This is a genomic window from Pseudomonas karstica, assembly GCF_009707515.1.
In the GTDB taxonomy this organism is placed as follows: domain Bacteria; phylum Pseudomonadota; class Gammaproteobacteria; order Pseudomonadales; family Pseudomonadaceae; genus Aquipseudomonas; species Aquipseudomonas karstica.
This window is the reverse complement of sequence record NZ_WLYI01000004.1, coordinates 66,622-84,710: the sequence shown is the minus strand read 5'-3', so window position 1 is coordinate 84,710 and position 18,089 is coordinate 66,622. Positions and strand designations below refer to the sequence as shown.

The following is an 18,089-nucleotide window of genomic DNA, read 5'->3' as shown; positions in this document are numbered from 1 at the left end:
AGTAGGCACTCACAACTTGGCGATCGAGACTTCGGTGGATTTCACGAAGGCAATCACTTCACTGCCGATCACCAACTCCAGCTCCTTGACTGAGCGGGTGGTGATGACAGAGGTGACGATACCCGATGCGGTCTGCACATCGATTTCCGACAGTACATCGCCTACGACGATTTCCTTGATGGTGCCTTTGAACTGGTTACGCACGTTGATGGCTTTAATGGTCATACGATTTCTCCTGGGGTCCAAATAGCTGCACGTTTCAAGCTTCACGCGGCAAGCAAAGCGTTCTGCTTCCCCTTGCAGCGTGAAGCTAAAAGCTTGCCGCTGTTTTTATTGCGCCCAACGCAATTGCGTAGGCAACGGTGAAACAGGTTCGGGTTCCGGCGGCGTGCCAGGTAGCGACAGCACACGGTTAAGCACTTCAGTTTCAAGGGCCGCCAGGCGATGGGAGCCACGGACTCGCGGACGTGGTAGTTCAACCTGCAGGTCGAGGCCGATTTCGCCGTCCTCGATCAGAATCACTCGGTCAGCAATAGCCACGGCTTCGCTGACGTCGTGGGTCACCAGCAATACGGTGAAACCGTGCTTCTGCCAGAGGTGCTCGATCAGTTGCTGCATCTCGATCCGGGTCAGGGCATCCAATGCTCCCAGCGGTTCGTCCAACAACAGCAAGCGGGGTTGATGAATCAAGGCGCGGGCCAGGGCTACGCGCTGCTTTTGACCACCGGATAAGGCGGCGGGCCATTCATTGGCGCGCTCGGCAAGGCCCACCGCTTCCAACGCCTCCAATGCCTTGGGCCGCCAGTTGCCCTTGAGGCCCAGACCCACGTTGTCGATGATTTTTTTCCACGGCAGCAGACGCGCTTCTTGAAACATCAGCCGTGTGTCTTCAGTGGCCTCACTCAGTGGCGCCGAACCAGCCAGCAATTCGCCGCCGCTGGCCTTATCCAAACCGGCCAACAGCCGCAGCAAGGTACTTTTGCCACAACCGCTACGGCCGACGACGGCGACGAATTGGCCTGCCGGAATGTGCAGGTCAATGTCCTTGAGCACTTCCCGTGTACCAAAAGACTTGCGCAACTTGCGTACCGCCAGCGGAATACCCCGCAGCAGGCGTGGAGGTTGTTGAGCGGTCATGCCGCACCTCCTTTATTCACTTGATAGGCAGGATGCCAACGCAACCAGACCCGCTCCAGGCCGCGAGCCGCCAGGTCAGCGAGTTTGCCGAGCACTGCGTACAACATGATCGCCAGGACCACGACGTCGGTTTGCAGGAATTCACGGGCGTTCATCGCCAGGTAGCCGATACCGGAGCTGGCGGAGATGGTTTCCGCGACGATCAAGGTCAACCACATGAAGCCCAAGGCAAAGCGCACGCCCACCAGGATCGAAGGCAAGGCGCCAGGCAGAATCACTTGGCGAAACAGACTGAAACCGGACAGGCCATAACTGCGGGCCATTTCCACCAGCGCCGGGTCGACGTTGCGAATGCCGTGATACGTGTTGAGATAGATCGGGAACAACGTGCCGAGGGCGACCAGGAATATCTTCGCCGTTTCATCGATGCCGAACCACAGGATCACCAGTGGAATCAGCGCCAGGTGCGGCACGTTACGGATCATCTGCACCGAGCTGTCCAGCAGGCGCTCGCCCCATTTCGACAGGCCGGTGATAAAGCCCAGGGCCAGGCCGATACCACCGCCGATGACAAAACCCAGGCCCGCGCGCCAGCCACTGATCGCCAGGTGCGTCCAGATTTCACCGCTGCGGACCAAGTTGATACCGGCCTCGATCACCGCACTGGGAGCGGGCAGGATACGCGTCGACAACCAGCCCGCCGACACCGACAACTGCCATACCGCCAACAACAGAATCGGCAACGCCCAAGGCGCCAGTCGATGGCTTAGCTTCTCAAGATTCATGGTGGCGCCTCAGCTCTGGGACGCAGCTTTGGGAAGAATATCGTTGGCTACCATCTCACCGAACGGGCTGACATACCCGGCGCCTTTCGGCAGTTCGGGACGCTCGACATCCAGGTGCGGGAACAGCAGTTCCGCCACCCGATACGACTCTTCCAGGTGTGGATAACCAGAGAAGATAAAGGTGTCGATGCCCAACTCCGCGTATTCCTTGACTCGTGCGGCCACAGTCGGCCCATCGCCCACCAGCGCCGTGCCCGCACCGCCGCGCACCAGGCCAACGCCGGCCCACAGGTTGGGGCTGACCTCCAGGTTGTCGCGGCTACCGCCGTGCAACGCAGCCATCCGTTGCTGGCCCACAGAATCGAAGCGCGCCAAGGAAGCCTGGGCGCGGGCGATGGTGTCGTCATCCAGGTGGGAAATCAGTTTGGCGGCCGCTTGCCAAGCTTCGTCGTTGGTCTCACGCACGATCACATGCAGGCGAATACCGAAGCGCACGGTGCGACCGAGCTTGGCAGCCTTGGCGCGCACCTGTTCGATTTTTTCCGCTACTGCTGCCGGAGGCTCGCCCCAGGTCAGGACCATTTCCACCTGTTCGGCTGCCAGGTCCTGGGCCGCTTCGGAGGACCCGCCGAAATACAGCGGCGGACGCGGTTGCTGGACCGGTGGATAAAGCAATTTGGCGCCTTTGACGCTGATGTGTTGACCGTCGTAATCCACGGTTTCGCCTTCCAGCACGCGACGCCAGATGCGAGTGAATTCCACCGAGGCCTGGTAGCGCTCTTCATGGCTCAGGAACAAGCCATCGCCGGCCAGTTCGTCCGGGTCGCCACCCGTCACCAGGTTGAACAGTGCCCGCCCGCCAGACAAGCGATCCAGGGTCGCCGCCTGACGCGCGGCCACCGTCGGGGAAATGATCCCGGGTCGCAGTGCGACAAGGAATTTCAGTCGCTGGGTCACGGGAATCAGCGACGCGGCCACCAACCAGGAGTCTTCGCAAGAACGCCCGGTGGGAATCAACACCCCGCCGAAGCCGAGGCGGTCAGCTGCCTGGGCCACTTGTTGCAAATAACCGTGGTCAACGGCGCGAGCGCCTTCGGTGGTACCAAGATAATGGCCATCGCCGTGGGTAGGCAGAAACCAGAAAATATTGAGGCTCATGGAGTTGTCTCCTGAAGAAGTCGGATTACGGCGCTTTGGCAACGGCGGCTGGCGGGGTCCAGATCACGCTCTTGATGTTCAAGGGTTTCGGGATCAATTTGAGTTGGTAGAAGCTGTCGGCGATCTTCTGTTGTGCCGCGACTACTTCCGGGGTCAGGAACAGCGCGCCGTAGCCCTGGCGTTTCACCGAGGTCAGGGTGATGTCGGCGGGCAGACCCAACAGCGGAGCGACCTGGGCGGTGACGTCTTCCGGGTTGGCCTTGGACCACTCCCCCACGGCACGCACCTCTTCCACCAGCGCCTTGATTACTTCCGGGTGGTTTTCGACGTAAGGCCTGGTGGCCAGGTAAAACTGATGGTTATCGGCGATGCCGGTACCGTCACGCAGGGTCCGGGCTTGCAGTTGCTTCTCGGCGGCGGCCTGGTACGGGTCCCAAATGACCCAGGCGTCGACACTGCCCCGCTCGAAGGCGGCACGGGCATCGGCGGGCGGCAGGAATACGGTCTGCACGTCGGTGTATTTCAGGCCGGCATCTTCTAGGGCGCGCACCAGCAGGTAATGTACGTTGGAGCCTTTGTTGAGGACGACTTTCTTGCCCTTGAGCTCTTGCACCGATTTGATCGGTGAGTCCTTGGGCACCAGGATCGCTTCACTGGTAGGCGCGGGTGGCTCATAGGCGACGTAGAGCAGATCGGCGCCGGCGGCCTGGGCGAATACCGGTGGGGTTTCGCCGGTGACACCGAAGTCGATAGAGCCGACGTTCAACCCTTCCAGTAACTGCGGGCCACCGGGAAATTCAGTCCATTGCACCTGCACGCCTTGCTCGGCCAGGCGCTTTTCCAGCGAACCCTTGGCCTTGAGCAGCACCAGGGTGCCGTATTTCTGATAACCGATCCGTAGGGTCTCGGCTGCTTGAGCTTGAACAATCGCACCGAAAGACACAGCCGCAGCAAAGAGTGCGACCAGGCTCCGACGCAAGATGACAGTGCGCATGGCGCTCTCCAAATGTGCGAGTAGGGTTTTGGCTGCACCTGCTTGGCCGTTGGCGGCTGAGTAAGGTGAGTACTTCTTGGGTTCGGGGTAAGGCTCAAATGCTCCAGCGAGCGCTCAACAAACGTTCATTCAACACATGGGGATCAAGGGGCTTGGGCCGGCGCGCCATGGCGCTGAAGAGCTGCTCCAGAGACTCGCTCAAGCGTTGCTCGAGGATCGGCACCAACTGCGCCTGGGCACTGCCTTCGCCGTAAGCGATCTGGCTGTCTTCGGCGAAAATCCCGTGGAGCAATTCCTGGGCTTTCAGCGCCGACAGCACCGGCTTCAAGGCGTAGTCCACCGCCAGCATGTGGGCGATGCTGCCGCCGGTGGCCATGGGCAATACCACTTTGTGGGCCAGGGCGCGCTCGGGCAACAGATCGAGAATAGTTTTCAGTGCACCGGAAAATGAGGCTTTATATACCGGCGTAGCAATCACCAGGCCATCGGCGTTTTCCACTTGCTGCAACAGATCAATGACCTTCGGGCTGTCGAAACGTGCATGCAACAAGTCTTCGGCCGGGAAGTCCCGTATCTGATAACTCACGACTTCCACGCCCTTGTGCTGCAACCAGCGCCGGGAATGCTCCAGCAAGACCCCGGAGCGAGAGCGCTGGCTAGGACTGCCACCAAGTGTTACGACCAGCATGTAGGAAATTCCTTGAGCAAGTGTCAGCGGTTCGCGGTGTGGCGATGGCGCTAAGGTTGAACAGACCTTATCAGCAGATTCATATATCTATAAATCTCATTTATTCATTTGTTTATTCTTTAAATGCATATATGGATATTCAATCGCCAAACGAAAAAAAAGGCCGTAAAAACGGCCTCAAACCCCCTGCTTTGGAAATACATAGTGCAAACCTGTAGGAGCGAGCTTGCTCGCGAAGAACCTGAGGGCGCCGCGTAAACCAGAAGCCCGCGTAATCGTTAACGACCTTCGCGAGCAAGCTCGCTCCTACAGGTGGTTAACGGCCCTCAACGGTTGGGTTGAGGTGTCAGCCGCAGGTACGGCTTCACCGCCCGATAGCCCTTTGGAAAGCGCTGCTTGATCTCTTCCTCATCCTTGAGCGACGGCACGATCACCACTTCATCACCGTCCTGCCAGTTAGCCGGCGTGGCGACTTTGTAGTTGTCGGTCAACTGCAGCGAGTCGATCACCCGCAGGATTTCGTGGAAATTGCGACCGGTACTGGCCGGGTAGGTAATGGTCAGGCGAATTTTTTTGTTCGGGTCGATCACGAACAGCGAGCGCACAGTGAGGGTGTCGTTGGCGTTCGGGTGGATCAAGTCGTACAGGTCAGAAACCTTGCGGTCGGCATCGGCAAGGATCGGGAAGTTGACGCTGGTGTTCTGGGTTTCGTTGATGTCTTCGATCCACTTGTGGTGCGAGTCCACCGGGTCTACCGACAGGGCGATGACCTTGACACCACGCCTGGCGAATTCGTCCTTGAGCTTGGCAGTGAAACCCAACTCGGTGGTGCATACAGGGGTAAAGTCCGCCGGGTGGGAAAACAGCACACCCCAGCTATCGCCCAGCCATTCGTGGAAACGAACCTTTCCGGCACTGGAGTCCTGCTCGAAGTCGGGGGCGATGTCGCCCAGTCTTAGGCTCATGGTGTAGCTCCTGATGAGTGCTTATGGATCCTACTGTGCCTGTGTGGGGAATAATTTAAAAAGAATAAATATCGATTTATTTAGACGATAAATGAATATAACAGTCTATTCGTGGGAGCGACGGACAGGCGCAGGCCACTATTCTCTACACGATACGAGAAGGCCCTAAGACGCTATAGGAAAGAGGCGCTGGTTTGCGGGGTTGAGCCCAGCGTGAGAAAAAATACGCAAAAAAAACCTCGCACAGAGCGAGGTTTTTTTTCAACTGGGCTTACAGGAAGCTGTAAGTGTAGTTGAAGATCAGGCGAGTCTGATCCTGGTCCTGAATACCGGTACCGTTGCCACGATAGGTACCGTGACGCAGCGTGGTACCAAAGCCTTTGAGCGCGCCCTCTTGAATGGTGTAGTCAACGCGCATGTCGCGTTCCCACTCGGACTGGTCGCTGCCGCCGTTCTTGGCTTTGATGTTGTCACCGCGCAGGTAAGCAATCGAGGCTTTCAAACCTGGAGCGCCCAATGCCGCGAAGTCATAGGAGTATTGACCGAAGGTGGTGTTCTCACCCGCACGCACGAAGGAGTTAACCATGCTATCGGTGAACAGGTAGAAGCTTGAACCACCGGCGCCTTCGTTACGACCATTGCCGTCGACAACGCTGCCCTGGTTCAACCAGACGAAACCGCCATCATCATTCACGCGCTGGTGACCCAGCAGGAACGCACTGCCACCCAAGGTGTAAGTGAACATGGCGCTCCAGGTCTTGTTATTAACCTCGCCAGCGTCCTTCGCGTAACCGCCGTTGTTGTTGAACTGATAGCCAGCCTGACCGTTCTTGCCGTCGGAGCTGCTGTCAAAGTAGCGCAGGTCGGTTTTGAACGACTGACCTTCGGTGATCGGGTAGACGTGAACCAGGCCCAGGAAGTGTTGCTTATAGAAGTCTTCCAGGTTGGCGTAGTAGTACTGCAGTGTCAGGTCTTTGGTGACTTTCCAGTCAGCGCCGCCAAAGCGGAACTTGTTGCTTTCCTGGGTCGCGCCGTTAACCGACAGGCCAGTGCTGTTGCTCGAAGCACGGCCAGTGGCATGCTCAAGTTGACCGGCATTGATGGTCACGTTGTCGATTTCTTTGGAGGTGATAGTGCCGCCTTCAAAGGTTTGTGGCAGCAGACGACCATCACTTGCGATCAGGATTGGCAGGTTCGGTGCCAGCGCGCCACCCAGGTGGGCCTCGGTCTTGGAGAAGCGGGCTTTCACGTTGGCACTCGCGCTGCTCCAGCTACTTTCGGCCGAGCCGTCGGTGTCGCTTGGAACAAAGGAGTTGCTGTCTGGGTGATGGCCACGGCCACCGTCCAGGTGAAGACCGACCAATGCTTGAGCATCAATACCAAAGCCAACCGTGCCTTGGGTGAAACCAGACTGGTAATTGAACTTCAGGCCTGTGGCCGTTTCGCGCTGGTCAGCTCCCCCGTCACGCTGATCATTATCAAAATACAGGGTCCGAGAACTCACGGATGCCTTGCTGTCTTCGATAAAGCCTGCTGCGCCAGCGTGCTGAGCCATCGCAGCTACCGTAATAGCCAGCGCCAATGTGGACTTCTTCATGTACCGCTCCTCTCGTTTCTAATTTTTGTAGTTCTTTGGTCCTGGTTCTAACGCCCCGGATCCACAGATGCGCGATTAGCGCCAGATAGTGACTGACAAGTCAATCGTAACCTTGCGTGTCTACTACCTTCGTCTAATCGCAGTGATTTAATCCTTGCAGGGTAATGAGTTTTTCATACGTCTAAAAAGAATTATTTCATCATTTTTCATACGATTAAGGAATAAGACTTTCCAAAAAACAGAAACCTATGAAAGGCAGCACCCATTCTTTGATTAATTCCTAAAGGGTATTTTTGGCCATTTTTTAGATCGTTTAGTGTGGTCGTACGTCTGCATACGTCACACACGATCAAAAAGGCGACGCCATCATGGCCAAACGCACATCCTCTCGTCAATTTGTTACAGTTTTTGTATCGCTAATAATTTCTTTTGCTGCACCGCGAGCCGATTTCACGATCGGCTGCCAAACCGGCATCGTTCCAGCAAAGTGGAAGGTTGCGAGGGTACTGTCGGACTATTCGGCGTATGTCACCGGGCAGCCATAAAGGCTGCCCGGCCAGGCAGCTGTCGAGATGCGCAGTTATAAGGTTTTTTCGAAGATCTTCGAGTTGCGCTGATAGTTGTACAACGAAGCTCGCGCCGACGGCAGGCGGTCCACACTGCTGGGCACAAACCCGCGCTCGCGGAACCAGTGGGCGGTACGCGTAGTGAGGACGAACAACGTCTTCAAACCCTGGGCCCGGGCCCGGGTTTCGATGCGTTCGAGCAACTCATCGCCGCGCCCGCCGTGGCGGTACTCGGGGTTGACCGCCAGGCAGGCCAGCTCCCCCGCATCCGAATCCGCGATCTGATACAGCGCTGCACAGGCGATGATCATCCCTTCGCGCTCAACAACACTGAACTGCTCGATCTCCCGCTCCAGCACCTCCCGGGAGCGACGCACCAGAACGCCCTGCTCTTCCAGCGGGCTGATCAGGTCCAGCAAGCCGCCGACGTCTTCAATCGCCGCTTCACGTACCAGCTCAAACTGCTCCTGGGCCACCAGCGTACCGCCGCCGTCCCGGGTGAACAATTCGGTGAGCAAGGCACCGTCTTCAACGTAACTGACGATATGGCTGCGTCCTACGCCGCCACGGCAAGCCTCGGCCGCTGCATCGAGCAATTCGGCCTGGTAGTTGTTGCCCAGGCGCTGCAAGTGCGCGGGCACCTGCTGTGGACGCAGCTCCCGCACCAGCCGCCCGCTTTCATCGATCAGGCCCAGGTCGGCGCCAAACAGCAGCAGCTTGTCCGCGCTCAGGTCGATGGCGGCGCGGGTGGCAACGTCTTCGCAGGCGAGGTTGAAGATCTCGCCGGTAGGCGAGTAACCCAACGGCGACAACAGCACAATGGAGCGCTCGTCCAACAGGCGATTGATACCCTTGCGGTCGACCCGGCGCACTTCGCCGGTGTGCTGGTAGTCGATGCCGTCGAGCACGCCGATAGGTCGTGCTGTCACCAGGTTGCCGCTGGTCACCCGCAAGCGTGAGCCCTGCATCGGCGAGGACGCCATGTCCATTGACAGCCGCGCCTCGATGGCGATGCGCAAGTGGCCGACCGCATCGATCACACACTCCAGGGTTTCGGCATCAGTAATGCGCAGGCCCTCATGGTAATGCGGGGTCAGGCCACGACCAGTGAGACGGGTTTCGATTTGCGGGCGCGAGCCATGGACCAGTACCAGCCGCACGCCAAGGCTGTGGAGCAGCACCAGGTCATGGACGATGTTGCCGAAGTTCGGGTGCTCAACACCATCGCCCGGCAGCATGACGACAAAAGTGCAGTCCCGGTGGGCATTGATGTAGGGCGAAGCGTGACGAAGCCAATTGACATATTCGGGCATAGAACCTGGGCCTGTAATAAAAAGCAGCCGAAAAAGGGTAGTCGTGAAAACGCACAGCGGGCTGATGGTTATCGTCGGAACAGGCTTGGCGACACGCTCGCTCTCCTTTTATGTACGGGATGGGTCGTGGTTAATTTATGCAGGTTTCAGGCAGTAATGCCCGATCAGTTCTCGCAATAGACGCACTGTAGGCGTCAAGCGTGACATTTCGAGGTACTCGCCAGGCTGGTGGGCACAGGCAATATCGCCGGGGCCGAGCACCAGGGTTTCGCAACCAAGGCCCTGAAGATAAGGTGCTTCGGTGCCAAACGCCACTGCTTCGGCACGATGCCCGGTAAGTCTTTCTGCGACTCGCACCAGTTCAGCGTCTTCGGGTTGCTCGAAGGCGGGCACTTCCGGGAACAGCGGCGCGTAATCAATCTTCACCTGATGTCGCTCGGCCAAGGGTTCCAGCTTCTGCCGGATAGCGGCCCGCAACACCTGGGGGTCCATGCCGGGCAAGGGCCGCAGGTCGAACTCCAGGGAGCACTGGCCGCAGATCCGGTTGGGGTTATCGCCGCCGTGGATGCAGCCAAAGTTCAGGGTCGGCTGAGGCACGCTGAATTGCGGGTTGCGATACTCACGCTGCCAGGCCAGGCGCAGGCCACGCAGTTCACCGATAGCATCGTGCATGGCTTCCAGGGCGCTGTGGCCCAGGCTTGGGTCGGACGAATGGCCGCTGCGCCCGAGGATGTCGATGCGCTCCATCATCACGCCCTTGTGCAAGCGGATTGGCTTGAGGCCCGTCGGTTCGCCGATCACTGCCGCGCGCCCCAAGGGGCGGCCGGCCTCGGCCAGCGCACGAGCGCCGGCCATGGAGCTTTCTTCGTCACACGTGGCAAGGATCAGCAGCGGTTGCTTGAAAGGCTGATCCAGCAATGGCTGTACGGCTTCAATCACCAGGGCGAAAAACCCCTTCATATCACAGCTGCCCAGGCCGACCCAGCGCCCATCCACCTCTGTCAGCTTGAGCGGATCGGTCTGCCACAACGCGCCGTCGTATGGCACGGTATCGCTATGCCCGGCGAGCACCAGGCCGCCAGGTCCGGTGCCAAAACTGGCCAACAGGTTGAACTTGCCGGGGCTGACTGTCTGGATGTCACAGGCAAAGCCCAAGTCCCCCAGCCAGGTGGCGAGCAAATCGATCACCGGGCGGTTGGATTGATCGAGCGACGCTTGGGTGCAACTGACCGAAGGCGCGGCAATCAGCGCAGCGAACTGATCTTTCATAGGCGGTAACGGCATGCGCAGCCTCTCAACTTCCCAAGTGAAGCCCATCATAGAGCCATCTGCATCGCACAATAAACCGTTGCGGCGCGTTGCCGGGCTCAGTCCTGTACACTGCACGGCCTTGGCAGCCACACATTTCCCCGGCTGCGCTCCCGATCCTGGATTTTCCGGCCATGCAGAAAGAAACCGAAATCAAACTCCGCGTTAGCCGCGAAACCCTCGCCGCGCTGCGTGAACACCCGTTACTGAAAAAACGCAACAAAAGTGGCTGGGAACGCCGTGAGTTGACGAACCAATACTTCGACACCCCCGAGCGCGATCTGGCCCAGGCCAAAGTCGCCCTGCGCCTGCGTAAAGACGGCGACGAAGTCATCCAGACCCTCAAGACCCGCGGCCAGAGCGTTGCCGGTTTGTCGGAACGTAATGAATACGACTGGAAACTGCCCAAAGCCAAACTCGACGTGAAGAAACTCGACGGCGAATGCTGGCCCGAGCAACTGGCCGAGCTGGACAAGAAGACCCTCAAGCCGATTTTTACCACCGACTTCGTCCGTGAACGCGCAGAAATCGCCTGGGGCCGTGGCAAAGCCAAGGTAGTGATCGAAGCCGCCCTGGACCTGGGCCAGGTGATTGCCGGCAAACAGAAAGAAGAAATCTGCGAACTGGAACTGGAACTGCGCGAAGGTGAGCCTGCCGCGTTGCTGGAACTGGCCGCTGAACTGGCTGCGACCCTGGCCCTGATGCCTTGCGATATCAGCAAGGCCGAGCGTGGTTATCGCCTGTTCGACGCCAACAGCTACTCCCTGAGCCTGCCGGCACCAGTGCTGCACGCTGAAGTGCCGTTGGACGATGCATTCGCGGCGGTAATGTGGCATCTGCTGGGCAGCAGCCAGCGCCTGGCTGAGCAATACCGTTTCAACGGCCACTGGCGCCTGCTGCAAGACTGGGTGGAAAACCTTGGCGAACTGCGTGCCCTGGTGGGCAGCCTTGGCCAGGCCGCTCCGCGTCAATCCACCAGCGAACTGCGCAGCGCACTGGATGCATTGCTGGAAGACTGGCGCCCGCTGGTCCAGGCCGGTGACGATGATGAAGACATTCGTAAAGCCGCACCGGAACAGTTCGCTGAAGAACTGAACGACGTGCGCTGGGGCCTGTTCTCACTGAACACTTCCCGCTGGCTGCTGGCTCGTGCCTGGACCGCAGACCGCAACGTACGTGGCAACCGCCAGGGTGCTGCGCAAATCGCCAACTGGCTGCCGCGCCTGCTGGCCGACGACGCCGTTGCCCTGCAACTGCCGCGCTACCAGCAACAGCCGGAAGACCTGGCCGAGCAACTGCCGCGTATCGAACGCATCCTGGCCTGGTTGCACCATGCACGCCAGGTGCTGGAGATCGCCGAGTTGGATCGTTTGTATGGCGAGCTGAACAAGCTGGCGCACCTGGCCAACCAGCCGATTACCGATGAGTCGCTGGATGCGCGGATGCATCAGGCGATTGCGGTTTATCAGAATCGCGCGTGGAAAACCCTGCTGCGCCTGTAATACCTGGGGCGAGGGCGATTGTCTCCCTCGCCCTCAGCGCAACACCGGCAAACTCGTGGTGGATTTGATTTCCGACAAGGCCACTATCGAGTTGACCTCTTGAATCCCCGGTACCATCGACAGCTTTTCGAAGAAAAACCGCTCATACGCCTCGATGTCCGACGTCACAATCCGCAGCAAAAAATCCACCGCCCCCATCAGCACAAAACACTCCAGCACTTCCGGAAAGCCGCGTATCGACTCGGTGAACTCGGTGAAGTTGGAACGGCCGTGGGCGTTGAGTTTGATCTCGGCGAAAATCTGCGTGTTGAGGCCGATTTTCTTGCGATCCAGCAGGGTTACCTGGCCACGAATCACCCCCTCCTCTTTCAGCCGCTGAATCCGCCGCCAACATGGCGATTGCGACAATCCAACCTGTTCAGCGATCTGCGCGCTGGAAAGCGAAGCGTCTTCCTGCAACAGCGCCAGGATGCGCCGGTCGTACACGTCCAACTCACTGTGCATAAAAACACCCGTCAATCATACTTTCTAGAATTGTATGATTCTCTTATAAGCCAATACGGGCTTTTTTAGATAAGAAATCTCCCGCACCGAATGTAAAAATTTCTCCAGCCAAATCCGGAGAATCATCATGCATGTCGTCGAAGCCGCCAGCCCCGCCCCACGCGTCGACGCCTGGGCCGTCAGCAATGCCCACTGCCAGGCGCATTATCAAATACTCGCCGAAGCTGAACCCGACGTGTTGTGCCGAGTGCTCAACTATTTTGCCCTGCAGTTCCTGGTACCCCAGCACATGAACATGCAGCGCGAAGACGACCTGCTGACTATCGATATCGTGATTGATGGCCTGAGCTGGCACCGGGCCCAAGTGATCGGTGAAAAACTTCGTAACCTGATCAGCGTGTGTTCGCTGGAACTGTGTCCGGCTGATGTTGCGCGGTCTCTGGCGGTGCAGACGGCCAGTCAGTAAAAGCCTGCAATAAACCCCGGAGGCTGAAGCTCAAGGGGTGACTAGCCTGAGGTCTACGCCTAACCGTTGCCCAGGAAAACCACCATGCCCGTTGCGCCAAATACCCAGGATCGCTGGCTGGAAATCCATCAGTTGCTGCCTGCCCTGATCGACCAGGGCCTGGTGCCCGTCGACATGAAAGTGCCAGTGAACAGCACGCTGCATCCGCTGGAATGCTTCGCCGGTGATGGGCAATCCCTTGAAGCCTTGACCGAATGGCTTGCCCGTTATGCCGGCCAGCCCTATCTGCGTATTGACCCATTGAAAATTGATGTTGCGACGGTAGTGCCGCTGATGTCCTACGCATTTGCCCAACGGCACAAGATCCTTGCCGTCGCGGTCGACGCCCACAGCGTCACGATTGCCAGCGCCCAACCGTATGTGAACAGTTGGGAGGCCGGGTTGGCCCAGGTGTTGAAACGCTCCATCAGGCGTGTGGTCGCCAATCCCCAGGATATTCAGCGCTGCACCGTGGAGTTTTACCGGCTGGCGAAATCGGTAAGCGGCGCCGCCCAAAGTGATCAAAAAAACCTTGGCGCCCCCAATATCGAGCAACTGCTCAACCTCGGCGCCAGCGATCAAGAACCCGACGCGAACGATGCGCACATCGTCAATATCGTCGACTGGTTACTGCAGTACGCCTTCGGCCAGCGGGCCAGCGATATCCATATTGAGCCCGGTCGCGATCAGGGCCGCGTACGTTTTCGCATTGATGGGCTGCTGCACGATGTCTATCAATTCCCGTCCCAGGTGACGATGGCGGTGGTCAGCCGCCTGAAAAGCCTCGGCCGGATGAACGTGGCAGAAAAACGCAAACCCCAGGACGGCCGGGTGAAAACCAAAAACCTGTCAGGCGGTGAAGTGGAGCTGCGTCTGTCGACCTTGCCTACGGCTTTCGGCGAAAAACTGGTGATGCGGATTTTCGACCCCCAGGTGCTGCACAAGGATTTCCAGCAACTGGGGCTCTCCAGCGATGACCTGCAACGCTGGCAATCCATGACTGGCCAGGCCAATGGCATCATCCTGGTCACCGGTCCCACCGGCTCGGGCAAAACCAGCACCCTTTACACCACCCTCAAGCAGTTGGCGACCCGGGAGGTCAACCTGTGCACCGTCGAAGACCCGATCGAGATGGTGGAGCCGGCCTTCAACCAGATGCAGGTCCAGCACAACATCGACCTGACCTTCGCCAGCGGCATCCGTGCCCTGATGCGCCAGGATCCAGACATCATCATGATCGGCGAAATTCGTGACCTGGAAACTGCAGAAATGGCGATCCAGGCCGCCCTGACCGGGCACTTGGTGCTGTCGACGCTGCACACCAACGACGCCCCCACTGCCATCAGCCGCTTGCTGGAACTGGGTATTCCCCATTACCTGATCAATGCGACGCTGCTGGGGGTGATGGCCCAGCGACTGGTCCGGCTGTTGTGCTCGCACTGCAAGCGCCCCGAGGCTTCGTTGGAAGAGGATTGGCTTGCCTTGACCCAACCTTGGTCTGTTTCGCGCCCCGTGCAGGTCCACCAAGCCACCGGCTGCCCGGAGTGCCGGGAAAGCGGCTACCGGGGACGGGCGGGGGTTTACGAAGTCATGCTGATGGATGACCGCTTAAAGGCGCTGATCGGCCCGAATACCGATCTACAGGCTCTGCGTCGTGAAGCACTGAAGAATGGAATGCACAGCTTGCGGCTGTCAGGCGCGCAGAAGGTGGCGCAAGGGCTGACCACGATAAAGGAAGTGCTGCGAGTGACGCCGCAGTGAAGCATGGCAACATCAGCACACTTAATCGGCAGGACGAGCGCAGGCTCAGTGAATGCACGACGTAGAGGGCGTCGGCGGCCCTCAAACGGCTTGATGCGGCCCCAGCCCTTATTTGTACACAGAGTAAACCGTTCTTATCTCTGGCAAGCCCGTTACAATCAGGCAAACCTAGCTTCAATGTCATCACCAGACAAGGAATCGTTATGCAGATCGGAACCGTACTGCTTCTTTTTGTAGGCTTGGCCGTCGCCATCCTCTTCATGGGTTTCAAGGTCGTACCACAGGGCTACCAGTGGACGGTCGAGCGCTTCGGCCGCTACACCAACACGCTCAAGCCAGGCCTGAACATCATCATTCCGGTCATGGACCGTATCGGTCGCAAGATCAACGTGATGGAAAGCGTGCTGGATATTCCACCCCAGGAAGTGATCACTGCCGACAACGCTACGGTGCAGATCGATGCCGTGTGTTTCTTCCAGGTCGTCAACACCGCCCAGGCCGCCTATGAAGTAAACAACCTCGAACATGCCATCCGCAACCTGCTGCAAACCAACATCCGTACCGTGCTCGGCTCCATGGAGCTGGATGCGATGCTCAGCCAGCGTGACGGTATCAACGAGAAGCTGCTGCGCACTGTCGATGAAGCAACCGCACCATGGGGTATCAAGATCACCCGTATCGAGATCAAGGACATCAGCCCGCCGGCCGATCTGATGGCGGCCATGTCTGGCCAGATGAAGGCCGAGCGGATCAAGCGCGCCCAGATCCTGGAAGCCGAAGGCCTGCGGGCCTCGGCCATCCTGACCGCCGAAGGCAAGAAACAGGCGCAGATTCTTGAAGCTGAAGGTAGCCGCCAGGCAGCGTTCCTTGAGTCTGAAGCCCGTGAACGCCAGGCGGAAGCTGAAGCCCGAGCCACCCAGGTGGTGTCCGAGGCAATCGCCAGCGGTAACGTACAGGCCGTGAACTACTTCGTTGCCCAGAAGTACATTGACGCCCTGGGCAAGCTGGCCTCGGCCAATAACAGCAAAGTGATCCTGATGCCGTTGGAAGCCAGCCAGGTGATCGGCGCAGTGGGCGGCATTGGCGAGATCGTCAAGGCAACCTTCGACAACAAGAAAGCCTGAGGCACCCGCCATGTGGGAATTCCTGCAGCATCTGTCGTTCTGGGACTGGTTGGCATTGGGCACCGTGCTGCTGATCCTTGAAGTGTTCGGGACCGGCGGCTACCTGTTGTGGATGGGTATTGCGGCAGCAGCAGTGGGCGTCATCAAGTTCCTGATTCCGGGACTTGGGCTGGAGTGGCAATTGCTGTTGTTCGCCGTGCTGTCGATCCTGACGGCCGTGTATTGGTGGAGGCGCCAGCGCAGTAGCGCCAAGGTCAGCGATCAGCCGGGATTGAACATGCGTGGCTCGGAGCTGGTCGGACGCACCTTTGTGGTGCATCAGGCGATTATCGAGGGCCGAGGAAAGATAAAAGTCGGCGATGGCGTATGGATGGTGACAGGTCCTGACGCGCCTATAGGCGCTCACGTCCGGGTCATTGGTCAAAACGGCGTGATATTGCAAGTCGAAACTGTTTAGTCGTCCATGGAACTAGCCTGGGTTATCTATAATCAAACCGTTCAGATAACCCAGTCGGAGTCACCCATCATGCGTCTCAAATATGCTGTCGCAACCCTTGCCGTGCTATCCCTTCCTGTCGGTTCAGCCATGGCCGACAGTTTCTGGCGTAACGTAATTTCGTCCGGCGCCACCACTGGCTCGACTTACCTGACCTTCAAAGACCACAAACTGGTGGTCGCCGCCCAAGACGACGCCGGCAGCTTCGTTGCCAGCGACGGCGGGATCCGGGGCCCATACCTGGAAGCGGCCATGCAGAAGGTGCGAGCCGACAACCCAGGCATGAAAGCCACCGACATGGAGTTGGCCAATGCCATCCTGGCGAAAAACGCCATTGCCTCCGAGTAAAATCGCCTCATGAAAAAATGCCGCTTTCAATAGCGGCTTTTTTTGCCCGCAGGATGACGATTAGTTCACAGGCGACAGGCTATATTCAGTCGCTTCGTGCAATCATGCCCGGCATTGATGTGCCTCTTTACTCATCGCCTATCTGAAATGGATGCCTTCATCGTCATGAGTCCACTGCCTTTTCTGCCGTTTTCCAAACCTGTCATTGATGAAGCCACCATCTCGGCGGTCGGTGATGTGCTGCGCTCTGGCTGGATCACCAGCGGGCCGAAAGTACAGGCGTTCGAAGCGCAGTTGTCGGAGTATTTTGGCGGCAGGCTGGTGCGTACCTTCAACTCGGGCACCTGCACCATGGAGATTGCCTTGCGCATCGCAGGCATCGGGCCAGGAGACGAAGTGATCACCACACCGATCTCTTGGGTCGCCACCGCCAACGTTATTCTCGAAGTAGGCGCCACGCCAGTGTTTGCCGATATCGACCCGGTGACCCGCAATATCGACCTGGCCCAGGTTGAGGCGGCCATCACACCCCGCACCAAGGCGATCATTGCGGTGTACCTGGCAGGCCTGCCGCTGGACATGCCAATGCTTTATGCACTGGCCAACAAGTACAACCTGCGTGTCGTCGAAGACGCCGCCCAAGCCCTGGGTTCCACCTGGAATGGCAAGCGCATCGGTGCCTCCGGCGATTTTGTGTCGTTCAGTTTCCAGGCCAACAAGAACGTCACATCCTCTGAAGGCGGCTGCCTGGTGTTGAACAATGCCGAAGAGGCACGCCTGGCGGAAAAGTATCGTCTGCAAGGCGTCACCCGCAGCGGTTTCGACGGCCTGGATGTAGACGTCCTGGGCGGCAAATTCAATATGACCGACATTGCGGCAGCCATCGGCCTGGGTCAGTTTGCCCACATCGAGACAATCACTGCCCATCGCCAGGCACTGGCCCAGCATTATTTCGAGTGCTTGGGCAGCGATTTTGAAGCGAAGTACGGTGCGCAACTACCGCCCGCGGATTTCGCAAACAGCAACTGGCACCTGTTTCAACTGGTGTTGCCGGAGCGTCAGGACGGGCTGCCGGCCCGCGCCACCTTCATGGAGCAGATGCAGGCCCATGGCGTAGGCATTGGCTATCACTACCCGCCTATTCACCTGCTGAGCCTGTATCGGGCACAGGGGTTCAAGGAAGGCATGTTCCCGGTGGCGGAAAAAGTCGGGCGTTTGATTGTGTCGTTGCCGATGTTTACGGCGATGACCAAGGCGGATGTGGAGCGAGCGGTAGCTGCGGTAAAAGCGGTATTGAAGCGCTGATCAAACTTTTGCGGGAGCCGGTTGCCGGCTCCC

Annotated in this window: 18 protein-coding genes and 1 pseudogene; 8 read left to right on the top strand and 11 right to left on the bottom strand. The window is 58.5% G+C overall.

Translation table 11 applies throughout. The annotated features are described in order from the left end of the window. Nucleotides 1-9: 9 nt before the first annotated feature. The 8 genes from GIR22_RS04380 to GIR22_RS04345 all read right to left on the bottom strand — a co-directional run bounded on the left by GIR22_RS04380 (nucleotide 10) and on the right by GIR22_RS04345 (nucleotide 7,324). Nucleotides 10-225 carry a TOBE domain-containing protein gene (locus GIR22_RS04380; RefSeq protein WP_003176783.1) on the bottom strand — a complete coding sequence of 72 codons (216 nt, stop codon included), beginning with the start codon at nucleotides 223-225 and terminating at the stop codon, nucleotides 10-12. A gap of 105 nt (nucleotides 226-330) precedes the next feature. Then, on the bottom strand, nucleotides 331-1,137 hold the full coding sequence (ssuB, locus tag GIR22_RS04375; RefSeq protein WP_154742130.1) for an aliphatic sulfonates ABC transporter ATP-binding protein: 807 nt from the start codon (nucleotides 1,135-1,137) through the stop codon (nucleotides 331-333). Then, nucleotides 1,134-1,922, bottom strand: a complete 789-nt coding sequence (ssuC, locus tag GIR22_RS04370) for an aliphatic sulfonate ABC transporter permease SsuC (RefSeq protein ID WP_154742129.1) — start codon at nucleotides 1,920-1,922, stop codon at nucleotides 1,134-1,136. Before ssuC ends, ssuB begins: the two co-directional genes overlap by 4 nt. 9 nt (nucleotides 1,923-1,931) lie before the next feature. Further along, a complete protein-coding gene (gene ssuD, locus GIR22_RS04365) occupies nucleotides 1,932-3,080 on the bottom strand; it encodes an FMNH2-dependent alkanesulfonate monooxygenase (RefSeq protein WP_154742128.1) in 1,149 nt (382 codons plus the stop codon). A gap of 25 nt (nucleotides 3,081-3,105) precedes the next feature. Continuing rightward, on the bottom strand, nucleotides 3,106-4,074 hold the full coding sequence (locus GIR22_RS04360; protein ID WP_154742127.1) for a sulfonate ABC transporter substrate-binding protein: 969 nt from the start codon (nucleotides 4,072-4,074) through the stop codon (nucleotides 3,106-3,108). A 94-nt stretch (nucleotides 4,075-4,168) separates the two neighbouring features. Next, complete coding sequence (ssuE, locus tag GIR22_RS04355; protein WP_154742126.1) at nucleotides 4,169-4,762, bottom strand: NADPH-dependent FMN reductase; 594 nt, start codon at nucleotides 4,760-4,762, stop codon at nucleotides 4,169-4,171. 326 nt (nucleotides 4,763-5,088) lie between these two features. Further along, nucleotides 5,089-5,727, bottom strand: coding sequence for a peroxiredoxin (locus tag GIR22_RS04350; RefSeq protein WP_154742125.1), 639 nt, complete (start codon nucleotides 5,725-5,727; stop codon nucleotides 5,089-5,091). A gap of 271 nt (nucleotides 5,728-5,998) precedes the next feature. After that, a complete protein-coding gene (locus tag GIR22_RS04345; protein WP_154742124.1) occupies nucleotides 5,999-7,324 on the bottom strand; it encodes an OprD family outer membrane porin in 1,326 nt (441 codons plus the stop codon). 368 nt (nucleotides 7,325-7,692) lie between these two features. Here GIR22_RS04345 and tauA point away from each other — a divergent pair. Further along, nucleotides 7,693-7,812: pseudogene (tauA, locus tag GIR22_RS26275) on the top strand (taurine ABC transporter substrate-binding protein); the annotation flags it as partial. A 92-nt stretch (nucleotides 7,813-7,904) separates the two neighbouring features. Here tauA and argA read toward each other — a convergent pair. Both argA and argE read right to left on the bottom strand, forming a co-directional pair. Next, entirely contained in the window at nucleotides 7,905-9,203 is a 1,299-nt protein-coding gene (gene argA / locus GIR22_RS04340; RefSeq protein ID WP_154742123.1) for an amino-acid N-acetyltransferase, read from the bottom strand. Between the two features lie 135 nt (nucleotides 9,204-9,338). After that, nucleotides 9,339-10,487, bottom strand: coding sequence for an acetylornithine deacetylase (argE, locus tag GIR22_RS04335; RefSeq protein WP_154742122.1), 1,149 nt, complete (start codon nucleotides 10,485-10,487; stop codon nucleotides 9,339-9,341). A gap of 158 nt (nucleotides 10,488-10,645) precedes the next feature. Here argE and GIR22_RS04330 point away from each other — a divergent pair, with 158 nt between their 5' ends. Beyond that, nucleotides 10,646-12,013, top strand: a complete 1,368-nt coding sequence (locus tag GIR22_RS04330) for a CYTH domain-containing protein (RefSeq protein WP_154742121.1) — start codon at nucleotides 10,646-10,648, stop codon at nucleotides 12,011-12,013. Between the two features lie 33 nt (nucleotides 12,014-12,046). Here the strand turns inward: GIR22_RS04330 and GIR22_RS04325 are convergent, their stop codons facing one another. Next, on the bottom strand, nucleotides 12,047-12,517 hold the full coding sequence (locus GIR22_RS04325) for an Lrp/AsnC family transcriptional regulator (protein WP_154742120.1): 471 nt from the start codon (nucleotides 12,515-12,517) through the stop codon (nucleotides 12,047-12,049). Nucleotides 12,518-12,644: 127 nt separating this feature from the next. Here GIR22_RS04325 and GIR22_RS04320 point away from each other — a divergent pair, with 127 nt between their 5' ends. The 6 genes from GIR22_RS04320 to GIR22_RS04295 all read left to right on the top strand — a co-directional run bounded on the left by GIR22_RS04320 (nucleotide 12,645) and on the right by GIR22_RS04295 (nucleotide 18,056). Beyond that, nucleotides 12,645-12,983 (top strand): hypothetical protein, encoded by a 339-nt coding sequence (locus GIR22_RS04320; RefSeq protein WP_154742119.1) that lies wholly within the window; start codon nucleotides 12,645-12,647, stop codon nucleotides 12,981-12,983. An 84-nt stretch (nucleotides 12,984-13,067) separates the two neighbouring features. After that, complete coding sequence (gene tfpB, locus GIR22_RS04315; RefSeq protein WP_154742118.1) at nucleotides 13,068-14,783, top strand: type IV pilus assembly ATPase TfpB; 1,716 nt, start codon at nucleotides 13,068-13,070, stop codon at nucleotides 14,781-14,783. A gap of 203 nt (nucleotides 14,784-14,986) precedes the next feature. After that, nucleotides 14,987-15,907 carry an SPFH domain-containing protein gene (locus GIR22_RS04310; protein ID WP_154742117.1) on the top strand — a complete coding sequence of 307 codons (921 nt, stop codon included), beginning with the start codon at nucleotides 14,987-14,989 and terminating at the stop codon, nucleotides 15,905-15,907. Nucleotides 15,908-15,917: 10 nt separating this feature from the next. Continuing rightward, complete coding sequence (locus GIR22_RS04305) at nucleotides 15,918-16,364, top strand: NfeD family protein (RefSeq protein WP_154742116.1); 447 nt, start codon at nucleotides 15,918-15,920, stop codon at nucleotides 16,362-16,364. 69 nt (nucleotides 16,365-16,433) lie between these two features. After that, a complete protein-coding gene (locus GIR22_RS04300) occupies nucleotides 16,434-16,751 on the top strand; it encodes a DUF2388 domain-containing protein (RefSeq protein WP_154742115.1) in 318 nt (105 codons plus the stop codon). 165 nt (nucleotides 16,752-16,916) lie between these two features. After that, nucleotides 16,917-18,056, top strand: a complete 1,140-nt coding sequence (locus GIR22_RS04295; protein ID WP_154742114.1) for a DegT/DnrJ/EryC1/StrS family aminotransferase — start codon at nucleotides 16,917-16,919, stop codon at nucleotides 18,054-18,056. Nucleotides 18,057-18,089 lie beyond the last annotated feature (33 nt).